We start from the raw sequence: 24,840 nt of genomic DNA, 5'->3' as shown, positions 1-24,840 counted from the left end.
GCCTGGGGGAGGCGGGATGGGAGCTGAGTCCGTCAGCGGGGTGGGCGTATCCGGCGCGAAGGCGGTATTGGCCGGGTTGTTGGCACGTCTGCGGCACGCGGCTGTGAATGGGGTCGTACCGGAGCACGCCTTCGCGGAAAGCGTGCGCATGCTGGAGCTCGGGGATGCCGAGCGTGAGCGGCTGCGGGACGAGCTGGCCCGGTTGGGGCTGCCCGTGAGAGGGGTGCACGTGCACATAGACGCGGACAGTGCGGGCGGGCAAAAGGTTGCACGGATACGTGAAGAAAATGTGCTTACTCGTGTTCATGCGGTGAAGGGTCTCCTGGCGCGTTACGCCGACGCCGACGGGTACGTGACGGCGCGGGCCGTGGACGGGGTGGCTCGACTGGCCGGGCTCAATGCCAGCGAAACGGAGGCCCTGCATACCGGGGCTCGGCTGCGGGGCACCTCTTCGGCGCCGGACGAGCAGCCCGAAGGGCCGGAATCTGTGGCGGATCCTGAGCCGCCGGACCCTGTGGAGCCAGCGGGGTCGGTGACCGTACCGCAGGCGGGGGACGTTGCCGCCGCCGTAGCCGCCGCGCGTGCCGTGCTGGAGGTGGACCGCTTTCGCCGGCGGCCCGAGGGCCGCCTCCTCAGTGCGGAGGCGGAGGTGGGCCTCGCGGTCCTCGTGCGGGGCGGCCCGAGCCGCATCGGGCGCGAGCCGGAGAAGGCCGAGTTGAGCGGCCTGCCTCCCGACGACGTCAGAATCCGTGCGCGGAACTGTCTGGTCCTCCACAACCAGCGGCTCGCGCACTCGATCCTGCGCGGCTACCTCGACCAGGGGCTGGACTACGAGGACCTGTTCCAGCACGGCGTGCTGGGCCTGTTGACGGCGGCCCGGAAATTTGATCCGGCGAAGGGGTACAAGTTCTCGACGTACGCCACGTGGTGGGTACGCCAGGCGATCACGCGGGCGGTCGCGGACGAGGGCGCCGTCATTCGGATCCCGGTCCACATGCACGAGCAGATCCGCAGGGTGGCGAAGGCGGAACGGACCCTGAACGGGCAAGGGAAGCCGGCGAGCACCGCCGACGTGGCCGTGCTGTGCGACGTCAGCCTCGCGAAGGTCGAGGAGGCCCGACGGCTGAGTCGGCGCACCGACTCCCTCGACCGCGTCGTCGGTGACGGGGTGACCCTCGGTGACTTCGTGGGGTGGAGAAACCTGTTGCCGTCGGTGGAGCGCGTGGTCCTGAACGCGCTGGCAGCAGAGCAAGCCATGGCCGTTGTGGGCACGTTCTCCGGACGCGATCACCGCGTTCTCGTACGACGTCTGGGGCTGGACGGTGATGAACCCTCCACCCTCGATGAACTGGGCCGTGAGTTCGGGGTGACTCGGGAGCGCATCAGACAGATCGAGTACAAACTCCGCCGGGAGCTGAAGGAGAGGCTCGGGATGGCAGGACTCCTCGCAGCCGACTCGACGCACGTGAGCGACAAGGCAGCGGAGGAGCGCCACCGGAGTGGAGCCGGTGGCGCTGCCAGGATCCGCAACCAGGGCCGGGCGCGGAGATCTGTCGGCGCGGTTGAGCAGGCGGAGAAGCGGGAGGCTGTGACCGCTGCCGACCAGGTACGGGAATCGGTGCCTGCCATCGGCGTGGAGAGCGCGGCACTGACCTCGCCACCGGCGCCGGAACCTACACCTGCGGCGCACACAACAGAAGCGGAGAGTTTGCCGCCGGTCAGCGTTTCGGTGCCCGGCGACGGGTCGGAGATCGGAGAGGCGGAGCCGTACACCGGTGACTGGGAAGAAGCCCGGCGCATGGCCCGGGCCCCCGTTGACGACGTGACGTGGCTCGCGGAGTACGCGCTGACGGCCGTGGGACATCCGTGGCTCACTGTGCTGCTCGGGCCATCCACGGCCGACACCGTGACGCGTGTCGTCCAGGGGACGGAGACCGCCGACCGCGCGGTCGGCGCGGCGCTGGAGGTATTGCGACGCGTCTTTGACGCACTGGTCGAGTCCGGGCACCGGCCGGAAGACTTCTTCGAACGGCCCGCCGAGGCGCTTGTCGGCATCACGCCTCATGCCTACCTGGCCGTCAAGCCCCTGGTGCACGCCGAGTCCCGACTCGCCATACGTGACGCGCTGCGGGATTTCATCGCCGACACACCCGGGGAGCCGGGCCGGACCGAGGACACGGAGCCCGCTGTGGAGACGAAGCGCGCCGAAGCGGACCGCGAAGACATGGCTACCCAAACGCGCTCGGCCGAAGCTCGGCTCGGGCACGAGGCCTACGTCGCGCAGTTGCGTGAGGAACATCGGCAGCAGCTCGACGCGGAGCGGCAGGCAGCCGCCGAACAGATCGCGGCGGCCCGTGCGGACACCGATACCGAACTCGCCGCCTTGGAAGAGACGCTGCTGCTCCGGATGGACCAGACCCTCCTACGCCGTGAGCAGCGTGCCCGAGCCGAGACCGAGGAACGGATCGCGCGCTTGGAGGCGGCTCACACCGAGGCGTATCAGGCCGTGACACGGCGGGCCGTACAGGCGGAAGAGGCCGCTCGGGTCGTCGCCGCCGACAACGCTCTTCACCGTCAGCGAGCCCATGAGGCGCATCAGGAACACGGGCGGTTTCGTGAGGACGCGGAAGCGCGGATCGTCGGTCTCGAAAACCGGCTGCGGGAGTCCGAGTCCAGACTCACCCAGCAGGACCAGGAGGTTCGCGCGGCCCGTCAAGAGGCACGGGACGCTGAACAGCGGGCCGCCCGGCGAATCGCCCAGACCGAGCACGATGCGTGGGCCCGTATCACCGAACTGCAGGACCAGCTCGCCGTGGAGCGCGGAGTCGCCAACGGCCCGTCCTGGCTCCGGGACCAGCGGCGTCAGCCCTGATTCGCAGACCGCTCAACTCGCCGCGTACTTGCTGAGGAACACGATGGATCCCAGACACGAATTCATGGCCTATCTCCACCGGCAGTTCGTCGGTCCCGCCCTGGGAGAGCACGAGACGCTCGACGCCCCGCCGGACCGGCACTACCTCATGGGCACGCTGTATCCCCAAGAAGCCGACCTGCAAAGGCAGTTGAACCTTGCCGCAGAAGAATTGGAGGGCGTCGGCACGGAAAGCGCGGCGGAGGACACCTCCCCCGCGAGTGATCCCGTCCCCGAATCCAACGCCTGGTTGCCCTCCTCGCTCGGCTTCAGCTTCTACACCGACGCCACGACTGTCGAGATCACCTGTAGCGGCGCCCGCTACCAGACCCACGCCGCCACGGGTGAACGCGGCCGACGCTGGGAACGCTTCCCACTTCCTGCCGAGACCCACACACTCGGCCCGGACCGTGACCGTGTTCAGGTCCTGGACGACCGTGCCGAAATCCGGCTCCGGCGCAGGGCGTTCGGCACCGGATACCTGGTCACGGTCGCCCTGGTGAACACTGCTCGCCATGAGCAGGCGCTCGGCAAGGCCGCTCAATGGGATCGGATGCTCTTCCAGGTGGGTCTGGAAGCACGTCCCGCGGACGGCGGCATCCGCCAGTACCCGAGCGTCCGACTGGCCAGCCGTGACCTGGAAGAACAGGAACTGCGCCTGCAGTACGAGCACGTGCGGACCCACGCAGTCGGCCATGGATGCGCGGTGGCGGAACACTACGACGACGAAGCGCGCCGGGTGATCGCTCTCCGCGCTGCCGTCATGCCGGAGGCCGAGGCCCACAGCGTACGGGCCGCCGGGTTGAGCGGAACCCCTGTGCTCGACGTGCTGCACCTCGCCGACCCCGAGATCACCGTTGACCAACTCCGCGAGGAACTGACGGAGTTCGTCGCCGACTACCGTGCATGGTACGTGGGTCAGTTGAGCGGGGAAGTCCCTGACTGGGGCCGTGACGCGGCGGACCGCATCCTCCACCGAATCCGTGACACCGTCACCCGGATCGAATCCGGTGTGCGCACCCTCTGCGATCCGAGCCGCCCCGAACTGCTCGACGCCTTCCGTGCCGCCAACCGTGCCATGGCTCTTCAGATGCGGCACTCGGCCCCTGACCTGGCGGGCGCCCGCCGACCTCGTGGCGTCGCTGTGCCCCCTGATCCGCAACCGGATCCAGCTGCGGCCTGGCGCCCCTTCCAACTGGCGTTCTTCCTGCTCGCCCTGGACGGGGTGGCCGATTCCCGGCACGCCGACCGTGCCACCACGGACTTGATCTGGTTCCCCACTGGCGGCGGCAAGACGGAGGCGTACCTACTGCTCGCCGCCTTCGAGATGGTGCTGCGCCGACGTGAACCCACCGGTGGAGGTACCGCGGTCCTCAGCCGTTACACCCTCAGTCTGCTGACGACCCAGCAGTTCCAGCGAGCGGCCACGACGGTCTGCGCCCTGGAGACCCTGCGCCGAGCGGATCCGGTTACGTACGGACAGGAGCCCTTCTCGATCGGGCTGTGGGTGGGCGAGACCACGACTCCGAACACGTACGAAAAGGCCCGTGCGGCCTTCGACGACGTACGTGCCGCCGCCCGGCCGGACGATGTCTTCATCCTCGATCGCTGCCCCTGGTGCGGTACCAGGATCCTGCCCGCCCACAAGTCGCCGGACATCGGCGACTACGGCGTACGCGCGGACGCGGACGCCTTCGCCTTCTTCTGCCCACGTGACGAGTGCGCCTTCCACGACGAACTGCCCGTCGCCGTCGTGGACGAGCAGCTCTACGACCGGCCCCCCACCTTCGTCCTCGGCACAGTGGACAAGTTCGCCCGCCTGGCCTGGGAGCCCCGTGCGGGACGCCTGTTCGGCGCGGGGAGCGGAAACCGGCCGCCCTCGCTCGTCATCCAGGACGAACTGCATCTGCTCACCGGCCCGCTGGGCACCACCGTGGGCCTGTACGAGGCGGCGATTCTCGGCTTGTGCACCGCACCCGACGGCGTCAGGCCCAAGGTCGTGGCGTCCACAGCGACCATTCGCCGTTCCGGCGAACAGGTCCGAGCCCTCTACGGTGCCGGGGTCCAGCTCTTTCCTCCCGCCGGGCTCGACGCCCGCCACTCGTACTTCGCGGAACCCGACACCTCGCACCCCGGCCGCCGCTACCTCGGCGTCATGGCCCAGGGACACACGGCAGGCCGCGCCGCCGTGGCCACCGCCGCCGCCATGCTCCAAGCCGCCTGGGAGCTCCCGGAGGAACACCGGGACGCGTACTGGACGTTGGTGGCCTATCACCACAGTCTGCGTGAACTCGGCCGCACCGTCACCGCCGCCGCCGACGACATTCCCGCCCAGCTCGCAGGGCTGGAATCGGGGGCAGGGACCAGAGGCCTGGCGGACCATCAGGTGCAGGAACTGACCAGCAATCTGCCGCGTGCGGAGCAACCCGTCCTGCTCGACCGACTGGAGAAGCGGTGGGACGAGAAGGAGTCGGTCTCCTTCCTGCCCTGTACCAACATGCTGTCCGTCGGCATCGATGTGAAGCGACTGGCACTGATGCTCATGCAGGGACAGCCCAAGACGACCGCCGAATACATCCAGGCCACCAGCCGCGTCGGCCGACACTCGGTACCGGGCCTTGTCGTCACCTTCTTCAACGCCACCCGTCCACGGGACCGTTCGCACTACGAGACCTTCGACGTCTACCACCGCTCCCTCTACCGGCATGTCGAACCGACAAGCGTCACCCCCTGGTCCATGCCCTCCCGGGCCCGCGCCCTGCACGCCGCGCTCGTCATCCTCGTACGGCACAGGCTCGGGCTCGCCGCGGAGAACCAGGCGGGACAAGTCATCGACCGCCTCGCTGAAGTCGAGGCCATGGCCGAAGAGCTGGCGGCCCGTGCCGAAATGTGCGAGCCGTCCGCCGGTGACGCCGTAAGAAAGGAACTGGCAGACCTCATCGCCTGCTGGGAGGACGCGGCACGCGAGGCCCGCAAGGACGGCAGGGAGCTGTACTACCGCAGCCAGGGCAAGGGGCAGTCCAATCTCATCAAGAGCTTCGAACAACGTTACGGATTGTGGGAGACACCCAACTCCATGCGCAACGTCGACCGGGAATGCCAGGTAATGGTGAAGGGAGCCGACCTGTGAGCCGCAAGCTTCGGGTGCGCCAGTCGCAGACGGTGGTGCCCTTCGGGGTAGGAGCCGTTTTCGACATCCAAGGAGAGTCGTTCGTCGCCACCGGCATCGGAGACTGGCCGGGAAAGGGCCGACAGAAGGTGGAGTCCCCGCGACTGGCGTCCCGGCTCGGGGCGACGGGCTTCTACGCCGCTCCCGCGACGGCCAACGACCGATACGACACACCGGACGCGCCCGGCGTACCGTACATCCGCTTTCCCTCCTGGCTGTTCTGCGGCGCCTGTCGGCGCATGAAGCGCTGGCGCATCGCGGACGAGAAGCCCGGACAGCCACCACGCTGCGCCTCCTGCTCGCCGGGCCGGACGCTCGCACCCATGCGGTTCGTCCAGATCTGCGCGGCCGGACACCTCGGCGACATCGACTGGTGGTTCTGGGCCCACTCGCGGCGCGAAGCAGGCGAGCGACGTCAGTGCGGCGAACGAGAGAAGCTCCGTTTCCTCGTCTCCGAGCGCGCCTCCGGACTCGAAGCGCTCTCCGTCAGCTGTTCCGCGAAGGGCTGCGGCGCAGCGCGCGATCTGCTCGACATCCTCGGCACGCACGGCATGCGTTGCTCAGGGCGTAACCCTTGGCAACGGGCGAACGAGGCCACGGAGTGCGTCAAGCCGGTTCAGGTGGTGCAGCGGACAGCTGGAAACCTGTACTACCCGGTGACGCACTCGGCACTCGACATCCCCGAGACGGACGTTCGCGCTCACGACGATGACGTGCTCGCCGAACGGGTACGCCAACATGATCTGTGGGTGCTCCTGTGCCGCGACGCGGGGAAGCCGCGCGCGGCCGTGTTCCGGGAAGCGATCCTGGAGGACACCGGCGCCGACGAGGACCTCCTGGATGCACTCCTGCGCGAGGAGACGGGACAAGCTTCTCCGGCGTCCGACGGCACCCCGGCCGCCCCGGTCCGCCCTGATCTGAGCCGAGAGGAATGGGTCGCGTTCACCGCGCCCACTGCGCCGGCGACCCGCGATTTCGCGCTGCGTGAGACCACCCTCGGTCTGGCGGGCGAGACGGAGGAACCGTGGGTGGGACTGCGACGTACTCTTGGCCGGATCGTCCTCGCCGACCGACTGCGCGAGGTACGTGCGCTGTCGGGCTTCACCCGCGTGTCACCTGACGCCGCGGCCGTCCCCGCGGACACATCGAGGCGCCTGAGGTGGCTGCCGGCGGTGGAGGTCTTCGGCGAAGGGATCTTCCTCACGCTGGACAGGTCCGAACTGTACGCCTGGGAAAATGATCTGAGGGTTCGTCAGCGCATCGCGGGAATGCGCGTGGATCTCGACCGCTCTTTTCAGAAGGACCGCCTCGAAGCCCTGACCGGCCCTGAACTCGCCCCCAGATTCGTGCTTCTGCACACCTTGGCGCATCTGTTGATCCGCCAGCTCTCCTTCGAGTCGGGATACACCACGGCGAGCCTGCGAGAGCGGATCTACGCACGGCCTGAGCAGGACCAGTACGGCATCCTCGTGTACACCGCTGCCGGTGACGCGGAAGGCACCCTTGGGGGCCTCGTCCGACAAGGCGAACCTCCGCGTCTGGCGGAGACCCTGCTGCGGATGGCGGAGGCCGCCGCCTGGTGCTCGGCCGACCCCCTCTGCGCGGAACACACCGGCCAGGGCTTCGGCAACCTCAACCGCGCTGCCTGCCACGCCTGCTCCCTCCTTCCGGAGACCAGCTGCGAGGCCGGAAACGCCCTGCTCGACCGCGCCCTGGTCGTGGGCGGTGAAGACGTGCCGGGTTATCTGGAGACGATCATCACCGCCGCCCGTGCCACCGCGGCCACCGCCCTGGAGCAGCCGTGACAGTCACCTACCTCGGTCTGTCACCGGAGCAGCGCGCCTGCCTCGACGATCTCCCCTTCGACGGCTGCCATCTCGTCAGCGGGCCGCCTGGCAGCGGTAAGAGTCTCCTGGCCGCCCAACGAGCCGTCATGCTCGCTCTCACCGGCACTCCGGTGACCTTGCTGACCCGGTCCAACCTCCTGCGACAGTCTCTGGCCGCGGTCGTCCACGCACTCGGCCCGGCCGACCGCGGCGTACGCGTGGCGACCGCTCACGCCTGGCTCACCGAGTGGTGTGACGGGAAGGTCCCCCGTACCGACGACGGCTGGTACGACTGGGCGGTGTGTTACGACCGTGCCGCAGGAGCTGGCCACGTACCTGGCCCGACCTTCGTGGTGGACGAAGGTCAGGACTTGCCACCCGAGTTCTACCTTCTCTGCCGACTGCTCAAGGCGCGTGTGACGGTGTACGCCGACGAGTGCCAGCGCCTGACCGACACCAACTCCACCCTCACCGAGATCGCTGGGCGACTGGGCCGGTGCACGCGTCTCGAACTCGATGGTAACCATCGCAACACACGTCAGATCGCGGCATTCGCCGCTCATTTCCACACAGGGGCCGGAGTGCCCGCGCTCCCCGTACGCGAGGGGCCGCCTCCACGGCTGCATCACCTGCCGGACCGCGGCGCCGCCGACTTGTTGATCCTCCTGGCGGAGAGACATCCTCAGCGGAGCATCGGGGTGATCGTGAACTCGACCCACACCCAGTTCTCGCTGCTCGGAAGCCTGGAGCGCCGAGCACCGAGACTCAAGCCGCAGTTGTACACCTCCCGGGCCAGGAAAGGGCAGGGCCGCTACCGCACGCTGGATCTCGGGCGGCCCGGGATCGTGCTCGTCCATCGGGCGAGCGCCAAAGGGCTTGGATTCGATACCGTCGTCATCCCGGATACTCATACGGACTCGGGGGTCGACCCCACCTCCGCCGCCCTGCGCATGGCTTATTACGTTCTGGCCACCCGTCCGCGACATGAACTCCATCTGGCGTATGAGGGCGACACAGAGCCGTCTCTGTGTGCGCAAGTGGGATCCGGCTACTTGCTGCGTGGCTGACGAGAGTGCGGGCATATCCGGACGGACCGCGACGACCCGGAATTGCGCCGCGCCTCGGGGTATCTGAGTCTACGTAGCCGTCAGAGTAATCACGAGAGCGACCGCCTGGACTGTTTGTGCAGGTCATAGCGCTGAGATGACTCTCCCCAGCGTTCGGCCCGGCTCGTCTGTCGTTCAAGGTCCTGACCTGGGAATATTGATCCAGGCCAGGATCATTGTTCGTACGGTGGCGATGTATCCCTATCTTCGTCCCGGCCAACTCCCCACGGTCCATGCGCTGGCTCGTCGACCACGCCGCCGGCTGGCTCCCGTACTCCGACGACCCCGCCCAAGTGGCCGCGAGCCGGTGCCAGTTGCAGGACCTTGTTGCCTAGCGGGCCGGACGCTCGCTGCTGACGGTGGTTCGCGTCAACCCGGACCACACCGCCAAACAGCACGAGGGATCGGACCGCCACCCCTTCCAGGGCGACATCGAGCAGATCGTCGGCGACCTGATGGCGTACGACAGGATCGGCTTCGACGTGTTCCTGGTAGGCCTCTCGTGGGCTGCGCGGGACGCCAGGAACTGAAGGACGTCTCCGCCGAGGTGTACACGGCGGCACGCGTGGCCGGGTTCTGAGCAGTCGGCTCAACTCCTGAGAGGGCGACAGGATCCGGGGCCCGGAGCGCCCCCCGCGCGCCCCGGACCGTGGACCCCCCATCCCCCCATCCCCCCATCCCCGTCGTCATTCCGTCTGGTGCCGGGCGGAGCACCGGTGGGTTTGCCCTGGGCGGGTGCCTCCGGCATATCGACCCCCCAGTCGATGCCACAGGTTCGCCCGAAGGCATGACCAGTGCTCCTGTTCCGCCAATGGGCACGTCCCTGTGCCCGGTAGGCTCCCGGCACAGACAGCTTCGTCGGTAATCGTGCCGGTCCGCAGGGGTCGGGTGTTGCCAGCGGGTATTTGGCAACACCGGTCGGCCGGCGTGTTGTTGGGGGGATGGTCATCGAGCACGACGGATTCGGCGCGGAGTTGCGCCGGCGCCGCATCGCGGCCGGGATGTCGCTGAGCGAGCTGGCCGGCAAGGTGTATTGCAGTCGCAGCTTTCTGAGCCGGGTCGAGAACGGGCGCCGTAGGGCCTCCCTGGAGCTGGCCCAGCTGTGCGACGAAGTCCTGGGTGCCAGGGGCGCGTTGGCCGGTCTGGCGGTACCGGCGGGCTCGGACGCGCCGGCGAGGGCCGTGCGGGGGGAGTCGGCGGTTCGGCTGGTCAAGTCGCCCGGAAGGGACGGGCGTTCGGGGGCGGTACAGGAACGGGCCGAGTTCCTGCGGCTGTTGCGGCGCGGTGATCTCAGCCATGCCGCCGGTGAGATGCGGGAGGCCGAACGGCACTACACGGCCGCCTATCGCGCCGCCGCCGGGGACCCGCGGGCGCAGGCCGAGGCCGTGATCAGGCTGGCGCGCCGGTGGTCCGACCCCGGGCAGGTCGACCAGGAGCTGCTCCAGTCGATCAAGGGGTGCCTGGCCGCGCTGGAGGGCGACGGCGGCCCCGAGGCCGCGGGGCTGCGGCTGCGGCTCGAAGCCCATCTGGCGAAGAAGATGTCCCTGGCGGTCAGCCAGGACACCGCGACGGGGCTCGCCGGTCCCGCCGAGGGCGCCCGGCTCGCCGAGGACACCCTGCGCCGATTACCCGAGGACGGCGACGACGAGGTGCGCTGCGAGGTCCTCACCGAATGCCGTTGGGCACGCTACGACTTCATGAGCGCGCCCGAGTCGCTGGACCTCTCCGAGCGGCTGCGCGAGGCCGCGGCCCGGCAGGACTCGGCGTACTTCCGGGGTGAGGCGCTCATGGCCGTCGCCGTCGACCAGTTGCGCAACGGCCGTGTCTTCAGCGCCCTGGCCACCGCCAACCAGTACCGCAAGCACGCCGCCGACACCCAGAGCGCGCTCTCCCTCTGGCAGCGGCACACCCTCGACGCCCTGCTCGACCTGTGGCACGGCCGGTTCGCCGCGGCGGCCGAGTGGATCTTCGTGGAGTCCCTGAAGTTCATCGAACTCCTCCGCGCCGACTACGCCGTACCGGCGGACAACCTGACGCAGACCCGTCTCGGGCAGGCCTACTGGCTGCTGCGCCAACAGGGCCGGCTGGCCGAGCTGTTCACCTCCGACCTGGCCGGCGACGTCGAGCGCCACGCGTATTTCCCCGTCTGGCGGGCCGGACTCGCCCTCGCCCTGTGCGAGACCGGGCAGCACGCGGAAGGCGCCGACCTGTTCCTCGGCTGTGTGGCCGACGTCGACCGGTTCCCGCCCTCGGGCTGGGCGGTTCCCGCGCTGGTCCTGCTGGCGGAGGTCGGCGCGGCGCTGGACCTCGAAGGCGGATTCGGGGCCGAGTTGGCGCAGACGGTGCCCGCGCTGCGGGCCCGGCTGGCGCCGCACGACGGCACGCAGATCGCCCTGGGCGGCTGGCCCACCGTCCTCGTCGGCCCGACCGCGCGGGCCCGCGGACTGCTGGCGCTGGCGGCGGGGGAGCCGGGGGCCGCCCTCGACCACTTCCGGCAGGCGGCCGTCCCGGCCCGCTCCTCGCAGCCCGAACTCGCCCGGCTCCGGCTGGCCCAGGCCCGCGCGACGCGCCGCAAGGGCGGTCCGGGCAGCGAGCCGCAGGCGGTCCGGCTGCTGCGCGAGGCGGCACGCGGCGCGGAGGCGTACGGCATGACGTCGCTGGGGGCGCAGACCCTGACGCTGCTGGAAGAGCCGGGGCGGGGCTGAGCGCGCGGCGCCCGCTCGACCGCCCCGGAAGTCGGTGGCTTTGGTGTGTGTGGACCGTGTTCATGCTGTGAAGTAGGTCACATTGGCGTCGGTCCTGAGTGCCCTGCCGAGCCGCCTCCGTCGCGTCCTCGGCGCCGCCCGAACGACCCTCTGCCCCGCACCTCACCGTGGGTAGTCAGCCAAAACGTCTTCGTGGGCGGCCGGTCGGGAGCGGGAGCCGCCGGATTGTCTACGCGCATAGTGTACTGAACGCCCTAAACGGCTGCGCCTGGAGTGTTTGTGGGGTCCCTTGACCCCGATCGGATGGCTCGGTTTCATAACTCACCAACTGCGCGGGGGGCTCGGGCGCCCGTCGGGAAACCGCAGCCCGTCTTTGGCGTACCTGCCGTGCTACGCCGCCAACTCCCCAGTCTGTGCAGGCGTGTCGACGTATGCCCGCGAGTTCTGAAGCGTCACGCGCCACCCCGGAAAGGAAATCACCGGTGTCGCAGTTCCTCACCGCAGCCCGCCTCCATCGTCGCGCCTTCGGACACCGGTGGGTGAAGTGAGCAGACACCGGGGTACGTCCACCCAGACCGGACCCGGTACCGGCCGCGGGCGCAGTATCCGCGCCTCCCTCATCACGCTCGCCGTGGTGCCGGGGACGGCGATGGTCCTGCTCTGGCTCAGTGGCTCCTTCGCGCTGTTCGACCAGTGGCACAACGCCAACAACGTCGGGCAGGCGGCCAAGACCACCTACGCCCTGGTGCCCGCGATCGGCGAGTTCCAGAAGGAACGCCAGCTGACGGTCGGCCTGTTGGCCGCGCACGGCAGCAGTACCGCGCTGGAGGCGCAGCGCCGCCGTACCGACGCCGTGCTCGCCGGATTCCGCAAGGCGGACTCCGCCTCCGCGGGGGTCGGATCGGCGCAGTACCAGGCCCAGTTGGGCACCGTACGCAAGCGGCTCAGCGCGCTGAACACCGAGCGGACCGCCGTCGACGGCGGGAAGAGCACCCGGCAACAGGCCTACGCCGCCTACTCCGACGCCGTGTCCTCGGTGCTGAACCTCTTCGGGATGCTCAGCACCGACAGCGGCGACGCGGCCACCGCCGCCGACGCCGGACACGCCCTCGCGTTCCTGCGCGGCACCGAGGCCCTCTCGCAGGAGGAGGCGATCCTCGGCGGGGTCGCCGCCTCCGGGAAGCTGAGCGTCCAGGAGCGGTCCTCGCTGGCCGCGGCCCAGGCCGTCCGGGCCTCCGTGCTGACCAACGAGGTCGAGCCCTACCTGCCCACCGGGATGGGCGCGGCGCTGGACAAGGTCATGAGCGGCCGGGACCAGGACGCCATGGCGGCCTTCGAGGCGACCGTCGCGGCGGCCCCCGCCGGGCACGACGGCACGATCGCGGTACCGCGCACCACCACCGCCCGCGCGGCGGCCCCGGCGCGGGTCACCGGCGGAGTGCAGGCCGTCGAGGGCCAGTTCCTGAACAAGGTCACCTCCGACTCCCAGGACCGGACCCACCAGGTGCTCATGAAGGCGATGCTCGGCAGCGCCCTCGCCCTGGTCGCCGTACTCGCCGTCGCCCTGCTGTCCTGGCGCATCACCCGTTCCCTCCTCGGCCGGATGTCCGGCCTGCGCGCCGAGACCCTCGAACTGGCCGAGGAACGGCTGCCCGAACTGATCACCCGGCTGCGCACCCAGGGCAAACGCGCCGAACTCGACGACCTCCCCGAACTCGACTACGGCACCGACGAGTTGGGCAAGGTCGCGGAGGCCTTCAACAGCGCCCAGCGGACCGCGGTGAGCGTCGCCCTCGAACAGGCCTCGCTGCGCGAGGGCGCGCGCCTCGTCTTCCACAACATGTCCCGCCGCATCCAGCTCCTGGTGCACCGTCAGCTCACGGTCATCGACTCCATGGAACGCAAGGAGCAGGATCCCCAACTCCTCGCTGACCTCTACCGCGTGGACCACCTCGCCACCCGGATGCGGCGCAACGCGGAGAGCCTGACCGTGCTGTCCGGCGCGGCCCCCAGGCGCCGCTGGAAGCAGGCGGTGCCGCTCGCGGACCTGCTGCGCAGCGCGGTCTCCGAGATCGAGGGCTACACCCGGGTCGTGGTCGAACCCCTGCCCTCCGTCGCGGTGTTGGGCCCGGCGGTCGGCGACACGATCCACCTCATGGCCGAACTCATCGAGAACGGCGTGACGTTCTCCCCGCCGCACACCGAAGTACGCGTCCGGGCACTGCCGGTGGCACAGGGATACGCCGTGGAGGTGGAGGACCGCGGGCTCGGCCTCACCGTCGACGAGTACGCGGCGGCGAACGAACTCCTGCACCACCCCAAGGACTTCAGCTTCACCACCCTGGGCGAGGACCCGCGCCTCGGCCTCTTCACGGTCGGCCACCTCGCCCAGCGCCACGGCATCACCGCCAGCCTCCAGGCCTCGTCCTACGGCGGATCGCTCGCCGTCGTCGTCCTGCCGCAGGCACTCACCGAGCCGGTCGCGGACGGCGTCCCGTCCCCGCTGGACGCCCGCGCGGAACGCCACCTGGCGTCGGTGGCCGGTTCCCCCGCCGACCCGCTCCCGGGCCGGCCCACCGGCCCGGTCGGCGGCCCGCCCCGCACCGGAGTGACGACCGGCGGCATGCCGATGCGCACCCGCACCGGCCCGCCCGCCGCCCCGCGTGAGGCCGACCCGCCGTCCGGCGGTTCCCGGGCCGGTGACCTGTCCTCGGCCGGTTCCCGGGCGGGTGACATGTCGTCCGCTGGTTTCAGTGACGGTTTCAGCGCTGGTTTCGGCGCGGGTGACCCGCGGTCCGCCGGTTCTCCGGCTGGCGGCGACCCGCAGTCCGTCGTTTCCCACGCGGGTGACCAGTCCTCGGCCGGTTCCCGGCCGGTGGACCCGTCGTCCACGCGTTCCCGTATCGGGGAGATGCGGGCCCTCGGTTCCCGTGCCGGTGGTCCGCCGGGGGCCGGTGTCCGGGGCGGGGGTGGTGGTTCCGGGCGGTTGCCGCGCCGGGTGCGGCAGGCCAATCTCGCGCCGCAGTTGCGGGACCGGGTGGTGGAACCCGACGGTGAGCACGGTCCGGGGCGGGAGGCGGAGCGGCGGCCGGAGCAGGCGCGGTCCATGCTCGCCGCGCTCCGGGACGGCACCCGCCGGGCCCGCGCCCAGCAGGACGTGCCCATGCCCGCCTGGCCCTCGCCGGCGCGCGGGGACCTCCCCGCGCCCGGCCGGCCGCCCGCCCCGCAGGACCAGTTCCCGCCGGCCACCCGGCCGACCACCCCGTCCGAGCGGCATCAGCTGCCCACCCGTCCCCGTCCGACAAGGAACAACCCATGACTGCGCCCAACACCACGCACGGCGGACTGGCCTGGCTGCTGGACAACCTGATCGAGCGGATTCCCGAGACCCTGCACGCGATCGTCCTGTCGGAGGACGGACTCCTCGTCGGTTCCTCCGAGCGGCTCGCGCAGGACGACGCCGAGCAACTGGCGGCCATTTCCTCGGGAGTTCACTCGCTCGCGCTCGGCACCAGCCGTCACTTCGGCGGCGGCCGGGTGCAGCAGACCGTCATCGAGATGGACGACCTGTTCCTCTTCGTCACCACCGCGGGCGGCGGCGCCCGGCTCGCCGTACTCGCCACCTCCGAGGTGGACGTCGGCAACGTCGGCTACGAAATGACCATGGTGGTGCGGCAGGTGGGCCAGTTCCTCAGCGCGGCCCCCCGGTTCCCCGAGTACAGCGGTGTGCCCTTCGCGGGTGAGCATGAATGAGACATTGGTCGGAGGAAGATCCCTGGGAGGACGAAGACCCCGCGCTGCTCGTCCGTCCGTACACCGTGACCGGCGGCCGGACCCCGACCGCGCACTCCGGCATCGAGCTGATCACCCTGATCAGCACCGTCCGGCCGCCTACCCGCGACCAGCGCCTCCAGCCCGAACAGAACCGGCTGCTCGCGCTCTGCCGCACCCCCACCGCGCTGGTGGAGGTCGCCGCCCTGCTCGACCAACCCGTCGCGGTCATAAGGGTGTTGCTCGATGACCTGCTGGACAACGAACTCGTCTCCGTCTCCCCGCCCGCCGCGGCCGGTACCCCCGACGCCCGTTTCCTCCAGGCAGTGATCGATGGCATTCGCAGAATCTGACCGCCGCGCCACCCGCGTCGCGCCCAACGCCGCCACGGCCAAGATCCTCGTCGCGGGCGGCTTCGGCGTCGGCAAGACCACCCTCGTCGGCGCGATCAGCGAGACCACTCCGCTGCGCACCGAGGAACTCATCACCGAGGCCAGCGTCGGCATCGACAACCTCGCCGGGGTGGAGCAGAAGACCACGACCACGGTCGCCATGGACTTCGGCCGGATCACGCTGAGTTCGGCCCTCGTGGTCTATCTCTTCGGCGCCCCGGGACAGGACCGGTTCTGGTTCATGTGGGACGACCTGTCCCGGGGCGCGCTCGGCGCGGTCGTCCTCGCCGACACCCGGCGGCTGGAGAGCTGCTTCCCGTCCGTCGACTTCTTCGAGCACCGCGGCATCCCCTTCGCCGTGGGCGTCAACTGCTTCAACGGCGTCTGCGAGGAGGACCCCGAGGAGATCCGCACCGCCCTCGACCTCGCCCCCGACATCCCGCTCGTCCTGTGCGACGCCCGCGACCGGGAGTCGGTCAAGTCGGTCCTGCTCGCCCTCCTCGAACACGTCATGCGAGGGCTGGCGGTGGAGGCGTCGGGGGACAGGCAGCGGGTGTAGTCCTACGGTCAGGAGGGCCGCGCCGCCGAAACGGCGGTCGCGGTCACCGTACCGTCGCACTCCGCGAACTGCCCGTCGTCCAGCGCGACTTGGTGCTTCCCGGCGCCGGGCAGTCCGATCACCATCGTCGGATAGACGACCGGCGCCGAACCGGACGCGCAGTACCCGTCCCCCTCGCCCTGCACCTGTACGAAGGTCAGCTTGACCCAGGCCCGGCCGCCGGGGGCCAGTGTCACGGGCGAGGCGGTGCCGGTGGGGGTGACCTGGAGCGGCACGTTGAGCTCCGGGGAGCCGTTCGCCGCACCGGCGACGGTGGGATGTCCCCGCAGGACGCACGCCTTCGCCCCGGTGTTGGTGAACCGCACGACCGCCGCCCCGGTGCCGGTGCCCTGCGGCCGGTCGGCGGCCTGGGCGGCGCTCGCCTCAAGGGAGTCCGCCGTGCACCCGGTCGTGGTGGCGGCCGGAGTGCTGGCGGGCGGAGTGCGCACGGGCGCGGTCGGCGCCGCCGTGGACGACGACACGTCCGCCCCGGTCTCCGCGTCGCCCGGCCGGCACCCCGTCACCACCAGCGCCGCCGACAACGCGACCAGCGCCGTCGCGCCCCTGCGGATGCTGCTCTTCTGCATGACGTCCCCCGAACTCGCCGCGTACGGACCGGCTCTCACCGGTGCTCGCGGAGAGAGACAGGTCCGCGGCGCCCGGGGTTTCGCCCGCGTACGGGCTGTGACGAAGTGGTTACGACGGGTCGAAGCTCGCGAAGTAGGCCGCCGCCATGTCCTCGTCGCCGTGGCCTTGCGCCGCCGCGCGCGCGAAGCGCTCCGCGCCCGCCGCCGCCACGTCCAGCCGGACGCCGTTGGCCGCGCCGGCCTGGACGATCAGTCGGGCGTCCTTCTCCGCCGTCGTGACCGCGAAACTCGCCGGGCTCAGCCGGCCGTCGAGGATCGCGGCCGACTTGGCGTGCAGATAGCCCATGTCGAGCGGGCCGCCGGCGATGAGGTCGAGGAAGCTCTGCGGGTCCACGTCCAGCGCCTTGGAGAGGGCCAGGGCCTCGCCCGCCGCGTTGGTCGCCGCGAGGACCCAGCTGTTGGCGACCAGCTTCAGCCGGGTCGCGGTCGCCGCCGCGCCGCTCTCACCGACCCACAGCGTGCGGGCGCCGACCGCGTCGAACACCGGGGTCACCGTCGCGCGGCCGGATTCCGGGCCGGCGGCCAGGACGGTCAGCTGACCGGCCTCGGCGGGCTGGCGGGTGCCGAGCACGGGGGCGTCGTAGAAGACGAGTTCGTGGCGGTCGGCGAACGCGGCCAGTTCGCCGACCGATTCGAGGCCCGACGTCGTCGACTGGATCCAGGCGGCGCCGGGGCGCAGGACCGGCGCGGCCTCGCGCATCACGTCCAGGACGGTGTCGCCGTCGTAGAGCATGGTGAGGATCACGTCCGCGCCGCGCACGGCCTCCGCGACGGTGTCGGTGACGCGCGCGCCGTCGGCGGACAGCGGTTCGGCCTTGGCGCGGGTGCGGTTCCAGGCGTGGACGGTGTGTCCGGCGCGGGCGAGGTTGCGGGCCATCGCGGCGCCCATGATGCCGGTGCCCAGGACGCCTACGGTGAGCTTCTCGGTGGTCATGACTCGGCTTTCGTCCTCGATGTCGTTGTCGAGGACCAGGGTGCCAGGGGGACGCGCGCCCGGCCTCCCGGCGGGGCGCGCGTCCCGCCCCGGTCAGCCGGTGACCGTGAACCAGGTCGCGCGGGACTTCTGCCACTCCGGGTGGGTGAGGTCCTTCGCCTCGGTGCCGTCGCCGTACAGGTCGGCCGAGCCGTCGTCGGTGATCAGCTGGGCGCGGGCGCCCGCCACGGTCAGGTCCGGTACGTCGACGACCGCCTCCCAGGCGCCCGGGTCCGTGGTCGGCAGGTCCCGCAGCTTGACCGGCTGGTCGGCCGCGACGCCGGTCCAGGAGTAGAGGGCGTACGGGTCGGAGTTGTCGTCGGCGGCCCAGGAACCGGCCACGATCAGATACTGGTTCGCCGCGTTCTTGCGGATGTCGCGCACCGAGAGGCCGCCGAGGTCCAGCTCGATCGGCGTGCCGAAGGTGGCGGCGGTGCCGTTCGCGACCACCTTGTCGATGTTGGTGACGGGCACCAGCAGCGCCTTGCCGCCCGCCACCGCCGGGGCCAGCGGGGCACGGAAACCGAGGTAGGCCGTGGTCGTCGAACCGGGCGCGAACTCCAGCCCCTCCACATTGAACCCGTTGATCTCCTTGGGCACTTGACCGTCCGCCGTGCCCGCCGCGAAGCCGTACCGGTTGCCGTTCGCCTTGTCCCAGGCCACCAGGTTGTCGCGCAGCTTGCCGTACGAACCGCCGTAGGAGAGCGTCGTGTTCGCGCCGCTGCCGGTCACCTTGGTGGTGAAGACCGTGTTGCGGGCCGCCTTGTACTCGCCGTCCTTGTTGTTGCCGAGCGAACCGGTCCAGTAGATCGTGTCGCCGACCCGGGCCGCGCCCTCGATGTCGATCTCCTTGGAGACGTCGATGTCGTCGCTGAAGTCCCAGGTCTTCACCGGCGCACCGGACATCGAACGGTCGTACAGGCGAAGGACGTTGGACTCGTCATCCGCTACGACGACATAGCCGCCGCCCACGTCGACGGCGGCGGAGGCGTCGCTTGAGCCGGTGAAGTAGCGCGTGTCGGCGGGCTGTTGGACCGCCGCGGAGGCCGCGTAGTGCAGGGTCTTCGTCGCCGTCTTGCCGCCGAGGCCCGTGACCTTGACCGTCAGGTCGGTGTAGCCCTGCGCGGCTGCCGTGACGGCGAGTCGGCGGGTCGTGCCGGTGCCGGTGACGGTCACCGCGCTCGTCGGCGCCACGGACGCCTTGCTGCTCTTGCTCGTCGCGACCGTCAACGCGCTCGCGTCCGCGCCGCTCTGAGCGACCGTCACCTGGACCGTGGGGTCACCGGTCGCGCCCACCGCGCCCGACAGGTAGGCGGCCGAGAGGGAGATCGTCGGTGTGCCGTAACTCGCCGCGTGCGCCTGGGTGTTGAAGCCCAGGCCGAGAGCGGCGAGGGCCAGGCAGGCGCCCGCCGCGGCGACCGTCCTGCGACCGTCGGAGAAAACTCCGTCGGAAGTTCCGCTGGAGAGAACGTAGTCCTGCACGGGGACCCCTTCGTCGGCTCGGTGTCGACGAGAAGGCTCAGCGGATGTCACCAACTCCGCGCGGCGCGGGCAGGTCCTCGGGGTGAACAACGGCGGACGGGCCGAGGGAGCGTTCCATGACCCTCGCCAGGTGGCTGCTGAAGACCTCCTGTGTGTCGGGGGTCAGGGTGCGCAGCGCCACCAGTGCGGTGATCACCACGTCGCACAGTTCGGCCTGTACGTCGTCCCAGGTGTGGGTGACGCCCTTGCGCGGGTTCTGGCCGGTCACCCCGATCACCGCCTCGGAGACCTCGCCGACCTCCTCGGACAGTTTCAGCATGCGCAGCAGCAGGCTCTCGCGGCCGTCGAGCGGCTGGGTCGCGTCCACCCAGTTCCAGAGGCTGTCGATGCCGGCCCACAGGTCGGCCGGCGGGTTCGTCCGATCACTCATGGGTCCAGCCTGCCATCAGAGCCCTACGCGTCGAACAGCGTCTCCTGCCCGAACCCCGCCGCCTCCCGGACCCGCCGGTTGCGCAGGCCGACCACCACGGCCGTCGCCGCCCCGGTCACCGCGAGCGCCACCGGGACCATCCAGCCCCGGTTCACCGCGTGGCCGAGCGCGTGGTCCAGGGAGAGGCGGCCCGGACCGGTGATCGCGAGGCCCGTCGCGGTCAGCGCGAGGGAGACCGCGTACTCGTAGCCGCCGGCCGTCGCGAAGAAGCCGTTGGGCGCGCTCACCGCGGCGGCGCCCGCCATCGCACCGGCCGCCGCCGCGCCCGCCGCCGGGGTGGCGAGGCCCACCGCGAGCAGCGCGCCGCCGCCCGCCTCCGCGAGACCGGCCGTCGTGGCGCTCCACCTGCCGGGGGAGTAGCCCATCGCCTCCATGGCCGCGCCCGTGCCCTCGATCCCGCCCCCGCCGAACCAGCCGAACAGCTTCTGCGAGCCGTGCGCGGCCAGCACACCGCCGGTCCCCAGCCGGAGCAGCAGCAGGCCCAGATCCTGCCGGTCGTAACAGGTCATGGTGACTCCCTGGACAAAGGGCGTGGACGGTTCCTCCACCGTCGCATCCCCGCTGCCCGGGGGACGGGCGGGCGCGGCCGTTCGGGTGGCGGGCCCCGGCGAACGGTGTGAGTCTGGCCGGCATGACGATTCAACCGGCCAAACTCAGCGATCCGGCCGTCCGGGCCTTCGTCGGCGCCGTCAACGCCCATGACCGCGATGCCTTCCTGGCGCTGCTCGCGCCGGACGCGACGATGTCGGACGACGGTTCCGAACGCGACCTCACCGACTGGATCGACCGGGAGATCTTCTCCTCCCACGGCCACCTGGAGGTCGAACGCGAGTCGGACGGCGGCCGTGCCCTCGTCGCGAACTACGCCAACGACACCTGGGGCGAGATGCGCACCGCGTGGCGCTTCACGGTCGGCGCGGACGGCCGGATCGCCCGCTTCGAGACCGGGCAGGCGTGACCGCCGCCGTAAGGACTCCGCACCGATCGCGAAAGGCGTCGTCGCGGTGTGAAAACCCTTGCCCTGGTGTGCACTCCACCTCCTAGGGTCCGCAGGCATGGAGACGAACATCAGGACCCTGGGACGCGGTGGCATCGACGTGAGCGCTCTCGGCTTCGGCTGCTGGGCCATCGGCGGGGAGTGGCAGGACACGAGCGGACAGCCGCTGGGCTGGGGCAAGGTCGACGACGAGGAGTCCGTACGGGCGGTCCGGCGCGCCCTCGACCTCGGCATCACCTTCTTCGACACCGCCGACACCTACGGCGCCGGGCACAGCGAGCGTGTCCTCGGCCGGGCGCTCGGCAGGCGCCGGGACGACGTGGTCCTCGCCACCAAGTGGGGCAACGTCTTCGACGAGGAGACCCGCACCCTCACCGGCCGCGACGACTCGCCGGAGTACGCCCGCCGCGCGCTCACCGCCTCGCTGGAGCGCCTCGGCACCGACCACATCGACCTCTACCAACTCCACCTCTCCGACGCCGACTTGGGGCGCGCCGCCGAACTGCGCGACCAGTGCGAGGAGTTCGTGCGCGAGGGGCTGATCCGGGCCTACGCCTGGAGCACCGACGACCCGGCGCGCGCCGCCGTGTTCGCCGAGGGGGAGCACTGCGCGGCCGTACAGCACGCGGCGAACGTGTTCCAGGACGCGCCCGAGATGTTCGCCCTGTGCGAGGAGGCGGGGCTCGCGAGCGTCAACCGCAGCCCGCTGGCCATGGGCCTGCTCACCGGCAAGCAGGCCGCCGGACGCGCCTTGGAGGCCGGGGACATCCGCAACACCCCGCCCGCCTGGATGCAGGGCTTCAAGCAGGGCGCCGGGGCCGACGGGGACTGGGTCGCCCGGGTGGACGCGCTGCGCGAGATCCTCACCTCCGAGGGCCGCACGTCCGCACAGGGCGCCCTCGCCTGGCTGTGGGCACGCAGCCCGCGCGCCGTCCCGATCCCGGGCTTCCGCTCCGTGGAGCAGGCCGAACAGAACGCGGGCGCGATCACCAAGGGACCGCTCACCGCAGGGCAGTTGGTCGAGGTGGACCGGGTGCTGGGGCGGTGAACGGCCCTCACGGAAGGGCGGCTCACCGCCGGACGGCCGGCCTCGGGCCCCGGCCCCGGCCCTAGGAGAATCCCGGGTTGATCGTCGAAGGGCCGTTCACCTGTGGGCAGTTGGTCGGGGGCGACCGGGTGCTCGGAGGTGAACGGCCCTGACGGGGGTGGCGGGCGGGTCAGTAGCCCTGGTTGCCGTACTGCGCGTACTGCTGGCCCGCGTCGGTCTGCTGGGGGGCCAGCAGGCCGTTGCCCCGGCCCTGTTCGGTCAGTGTGATCTGGCCGGCCTTGATGGTGGCCAGGCGCGGGGCGCGGCGGGCGATCGACGAGTCGTGGGTGACCATGACGAAGGTCAGCCCGTACTCGTGCCATAGGCCTTCCAGCAGGCCCATGATGTCGTCGCGGGTGCCCTCGTCGAGGTTGCCGGTGGGCTCGTCGGCGAGCAGCACCTTCGGCTTCTTGACCAGCGCGCGGGCGATGGCCACACGCTGCTGCTGGCCGCCGGAGAGCTCGGAGGGGGCGTGCCGGAGGCGGTCGCCGAGGCCGACCGAGGTGAGCGCGTCCGCCGCCCGCTCGCGGCGCTCGGCGGGCTTGACGCCGAGCGGGACCAGGGCCGTCTCGACGTTCTCCTGCGCGGTGAGCGTCGGGATGAGGTTGAAGGACTGGAAGATGATGCCGATCTTCTCGGCCCGCAGCCGGGTCAGCTTGGCCTCGCTGATGGTGGCGAGGTTGACGTCGTCCAGCTCGACACTGCCCTCGGTGGGGCGGTCCAGGCCGCCGATCATCTGGAGCAGCGTCGACTTGCCGCCGCCGGTCGGGCCCTGGATGACGAGCTGGTCGCCGTCCTCGATGGTCAGGTCGACGCCGCGCAGCGCCTCGACCGTCTCCTTGCCCCGCGTGTAGCGCTTGGTGACGCCGGTGAGCTTGTACATGGGATCTCCGTCGATACGTCCGTGAAGAAGAAGGGAGTTGGGGCGCCGCCTCCCGGGGGGAGTGGAGGCGGCGCCCCGGATCAGGGGTCGCGGCCGGGGGCCTACGACACGCTGCGCAGGGCGTCCGCCGGGCGCATCCGGGAGGCGCGCCAGCCGCCCATCGCGCCGGCGATCAGCCCGCCGGTGACCGCGAGGCCCACCGCGAGGGCGATCGTGGTCAGCGAGACCGGGGCGTTGAGGGCGATCTCCAGGGTGTTGGAGGTGGCCTGCTGGCCGGGGCCGCCCTGGCCGCCGCCGGGGCCGCCGCCCATGCCGCCACCGCCGCCGGAGGTGCTGCCGAGCTGCGCGGTCAGCTTGGGGCTGATCGCGGTGACCGTGTAGGCCGCCGCGAGGCCCAGCGCGATACCGAGACCGCCGCCGATCAGGCCGTTGACCATGGACTCGCCGACGACCTGCCGGGTGACCTTGCGGCTCGGCCAGCCGAGCGCCTTCAGGGTGCCGAACTCACGCACCCGGCGGGACACCGCGGAGGAGGTGAGCAGCGCGGCCACCAGGAACGCGGCGATCAGCACCGCGATGGACAGCCACTTGCCGACGCTGGTCGCCAGGTTGGAGGCGGTGGACAGCGAGCCGGAGACGGTGGACGCGAGGTCGGCGGAGGTGGTGACCGTCGTACCCGAGATGTTCTTCTGGATCGTCGACTTGACGGTCGCGATCTGCTTGGAGTCGGTCGCCTTGACGTAGATCGTGGTGACCTTGTTCTTGGAGTCGCCCAGCGTCTGCGCCTGCTTCAGCGGCAGGTACACGTCGATCGTGGACTCGCTGCTGTTGGGCGTGGCGATGCCGATGACGGTGAACTTGGTGCCGGAGATCTTGAAGGTCGAACCGACCTTGTACTTCTTCGACTTGGCGTACGACTTGCTGACGACGGCGACCTTCGCGTTGGTCTGCGTAGTCGTGAAGGTCTTGCCGGTGGTGATCTTCGACGTGGACAGCGGGCCGAGCGTCTGGTTCGTGACGTCGATGCCGGCGACCGAGTACGAGTTCACGTTGAAGTTGGCGCCGCCGCCCTGGACCTGCGGCTGGCCGGTGCTGGTGCCGCCGCCCGAGCCGCTGCCGGGGCCGCCCTGCTGCGAGGAACCGGAACTGCCGGAGGTGGTGGAGGACTTCGCCTTGCCCTGGGTGAAGGACCCGTCGACCTTGGTGACGTTCAGGGTGAGCGCGCCGACCGCGGCGGACACGCCCTTCTGCGCGCCGACCTTGGTGACCAGGGAGGACGCCAGGGCCTGACCGCCCTGCGTGTTCACCCGGTCCGAGCTCTGCGAGCTGCTGGAGGAGGAGGTGGCGCCGAACTTGAAGCTGGGACCCTGCGAGCTGCCGGCCTTGGGGGCCGACTGCGCCTTGGTGACGGTCATGTCGGTGCCGAGACCGTACAGCGACTTGAGGACCTTGTCCTGAGCCTGATTCATGCCGGCCGACACCGAGTTGACGGTGATGACCAGCGCGATACCGAGCGCCAGACCCATCGCGATGACCAGGGCCGCCTTCTTGCGCCGGCTCAGCTCGCGCTTGAGATAGATGCCAAACATCCCATTCCCCAAAGGTTCTTGGCGCCCGCTGTGGGCGCGGCCACAAGCTATGGAGGAACCTTTGAGTCGACCTGAGTAAAGGATGTGTCTGGGCTGAGAAAAAGACGCCCGAAATCAGAATTGTGTCAGACAGCTCATTCCTAAGCTGCGGACGGCGTCCTGCCAGGAAACCGCAGTTCAATGGCCTGTTGGCTGGGGGTGTGGGGCCGTCGCG

At 70.6% G+C, this 24,840-nt stretch carries 19 protein-coding genes; 12 read left to right on the top strand and 7 right to left on the bottom strand.

The annotated features are described in order from the left end of the window. The first annotated feature begins 16 nt into the window (after nucleotides 1-16). The 10 genes from ACIQPR_RS28845 to ACIQPR_RS28800 all read left to right on the top strand — a co-directional run bounded on the left by ACIQPR_RS28845 (nucleotide 17) and on the right by ACIQPR_RS28800 (nucleotide 16,439). Entirely contained in the window at nucleotides 17-2,872 is a 2,856-nt protein-coding gene (locus ACIQPR_RS28845) for a sigma-70 family RNA polymerase sigma factor (protein ID WP_403654133.1), read from the top strand. Between the two features lie 43 nt (nucleotides 2,873-2,915). Next, entirely contained in the window at nucleotides 2,916-6,041 is a 3,126-nt protein-coding gene (locus tag ACIQPR_RS28840) for a helicase-related protein (protein WP_403654130.1), read from the top strand. After that, a complete protein-coding gene (gene drmB, locus ACIQPR_RS28835; protein WP_403654127.1) occupies nucleotides 6,038-7,885 on the top strand; it encodes a DrmB family protein in 1,848 nt (615 codons plus the stop codon). The genes ACIQPR_RS28840 and drmB overlap by 4 nt, the downstream gene beginning before the upstream one ends. Continuing rightward, on the top strand, nucleotides 7,882-8,973 hold the full coding sequence (locus tag ACIQPR_RS28830) for a DNA helicase (protein WP_403654124.1): 1,092 nt from the start codon (nucleotides 7,882-7,884) through the stop codon (nucleotides 8,971-8,973). Before drmB ends, ACIQPR_RS28830 begins: the two co-directional genes overlap by 4 nt. A 398-nt stretch (nucleotides 8,974-9,371) precedes the next feature. After that, entirely contained in the window at nucleotides 9,372-9,542 is a 171-nt protein-coding gene (locus ACIQPR_RS28825) for a hypothetical protein (protein ID WP_403654121.1), read from the top strand. 411 nt (nucleotides 9,543-9,953) lie between these two features. After that, nucleotides 9,954-11,717: a helix-turn-helix domain-containing protein gene (locus ACIQPR_RS28820; protein WP_403654119.1), complete on the top strand. Its 1,764-nt coding sequence runs from the start codon at nucleotides 9,954-9,956 to the stop codon at nucleotides 11,715-11,717. A gap of 544 nt (nucleotides 11,718-12,261) precedes the next feature. Next, nucleotides 12,262-15,036, top strand: a complete 2,775-nt coding sequence (locus ACIQPR_RS28815; RefSeq protein ID WP_403654117.1) for a nitrate- and nitrite sensing domain-containing protein — start codon at nucleotides 12,262-12,264, stop codon at nucleotides 15,034-15,036. Beyond that, the gene (locus ACIQPR_RS28810) at nucleotides 15,033-15,470 is read left to right on the top strand and encodes a roadblock/LC7 domain-containing protein (RefSeq protein WP_403654114.1); all 438 of its coding nucleotides are present in this window, start codon (nucleotides 15,033-15,035) and stop codon (nucleotides 15,468-15,470) included. Before ACIQPR_RS28815 ends, ACIQPR_RS28810 begins: the two co-directional genes overlap by 4 nt. Further along, nucleotides 15,467-15,841 (top strand): DUF742 domain-containing protein, encoded by a 375-nt coding sequence (locus ACIQPR_RS28805; protein WP_019067253.1) that lies wholly within the window; start codon nucleotides 15,467-15,469, stop codon nucleotides 15,839-15,841. The genes ACIQPR_RS28810 and ACIQPR_RS28805 overlap by 4 nt, the downstream gene beginning before the upstream one ends. After that, nucleotides 15,822-16,439, top strand: coding sequence for a GTP-binding protein (locus ACIQPR_RS28800; protein ID WP_403654111.1), 618 nt, complete (start codon nucleotides 15,822-15,824; stop codon nucleotides 16,437-16,439). The genes ACIQPR_RS28805 and ACIQPR_RS28800 overlap by 20 nt, the downstream gene beginning before the upstream one ends. A gap of 8 nt (nucleotides 16,440-16,447) precedes the next feature. Here ACIQPR_RS28800 and ACIQPR_RS28795 read toward each other — a convergent pair whose 3' ends face one another. From ACIQPR_RS28795 to ACIQPR_RS28775, 5 genes are all read right to left on the bottom strand, one after another. Continuing rightward, nucleotides 16,448-17,065, bottom strand: a complete 618-nt coding sequence (locus ACIQPR_RS28795) for a DUF4232 domain-containing protein (protein ID WP_403654108.1) — start codon at nucleotides 17,063-17,065, stop codon at nucleotides 16,448-16,450. Between the two features lie 109 nt (nucleotides 17,066-17,174). Continuing rightward, nucleotides 17,175-18,080: an NAD(P)-dependent oxidoreductase gene (locus ACIQPR_RS28790; protein ID WP_403654818.1), complete on the bottom strand. Its 906-nt coding sequence runs from the start codon at nucleotides 18,078-18,080 to the stop codon at nucleotides 17,175-17,177. Nucleotides 18,081-18,152: 72 nt separating this feature from the next. Beyond that, nucleotides 18,153-19,580, bottom strand: coding sequence for a DUF3616 domain-containing protein (locus ACIQPR_RS28785; RefSeq protein ID WP_403654105.1), 1,428 nt, complete (start codon nucleotides 19,578-19,580; stop codon nucleotides 18,153-18,155). A gap of 37 nt (nucleotides 19,581-19,617) precedes the next feature. Then, the gene (locus tag ACIQPR_RS28780; RefSeq protein ID WP_403654102.1) at nucleotides 19,618-20,010 is read right to left on the bottom strand and encodes a MazG-like family protein; all 393 of its coding nucleotides are present in this window, start codon (nucleotides 20,008-20,010) and stop codon (nucleotides 19,618-19,620) included. Between the two features lie 23 nt (nucleotides 20,011-20,033). After that, nucleotides 20,034-20,579 carry a DoxX family protein gene (locus tag ACIQPR_RS28775; RefSeq protein ID WP_403654099.1) on the bottom strand — a complete coding sequence of 182 codons (546 nt, stop codon included), beginning with the start codon at nucleotides 20,577-20,579 and terminating at the stop codon, nucleotides 20,034-20,036. A 122-nt stretch (nucleotides 20,580-20,701) separates the two neighbouring features. Here ACIQPR_RS28775 and ACIQPR_RS28770 point away from each other — a divergent pair, with 122 nt between their 5' ends. Together ACIQPR_RS28770 and ACIQPR_RS28765 are read left to right on the top strand one after the other, a co-directional pair. Further along, the gene (locus ACIQPR_RS28770) at nucleotides 20,702-21,028 is read left to right on the top strand and encodes a nuclear transport factor 2 family protein (RefSeq protein WP_403654096.1); all 327 of its coding nucleotides are present in this window, start codon (nucleotides 20,702-20,704) and stop codon (nucleotides 21,026-21,028) included. 97 nt (nucleotides 21,029-21,125) lie between these two features. Beyond that, nucleotides 21,126-22,115: an aldo/keto reductase gene (locus ACIQPR_RS28765; RefSeq protein ID WP_403654093.1), complete on the top strand. Its 990-nt coding sequence runs from the start codon at nucleotides 21,126-21,128 to the stop codon at nucleotides 22,113-22,115. 169 nt (nucleotides 22,116-22,284) lie between these two features. On the opposite strand, the gene ACIQPR_RS28760 is transcribed toward ACIQPR_RS28765, so the two are convergent. Together ACIQPR_RS28760 and ACIQPR_RS28755 are read right to left on the bottom strand one after the other, a co-directional pair. Then, nucleotides 22,285-23,037: an ABC transporter ATP-binding protein gene (locus tag ACIQPR_RS28760; protein WP_403654090.1), complete on the bottom strand. Its 753-nt coding sequence runs from the start codon at nucleotides 23,035-23,037 to the stop codon at nucleotides 22,285-22,287. Between the two features lie 101 nt (nucleotides 23,038-23,138). Further along, nucleotides 23,139-24,626 carry an ABC transporter permease gene (locus ACIQPR_RS28755; protein WP_403654087.1) on the bottom strand — a complete coding sequence of 496 codons (1,488 nt, stop codon included), beginning with the start codon at nucleotides 24,624-24,626 and terminating at the stop codon, nucleotides 23,139-23,141. Between the last annotated feature and the right edge of the window lie 214 nt (nucleotides 24,627-24,840).

The sequence above is a fragment of the Streptomyces sp. NPDC091280 genome (assembly GCF_044768565.1).
Lineage (GTDB): Bacteria > Actinomycetota > Actinomycetes > Streptomycetales > Streptomycetaceae > Streptomyces.
This window is presented reverse-complemented; position numbering and strand designations above follow the sequence as displayed.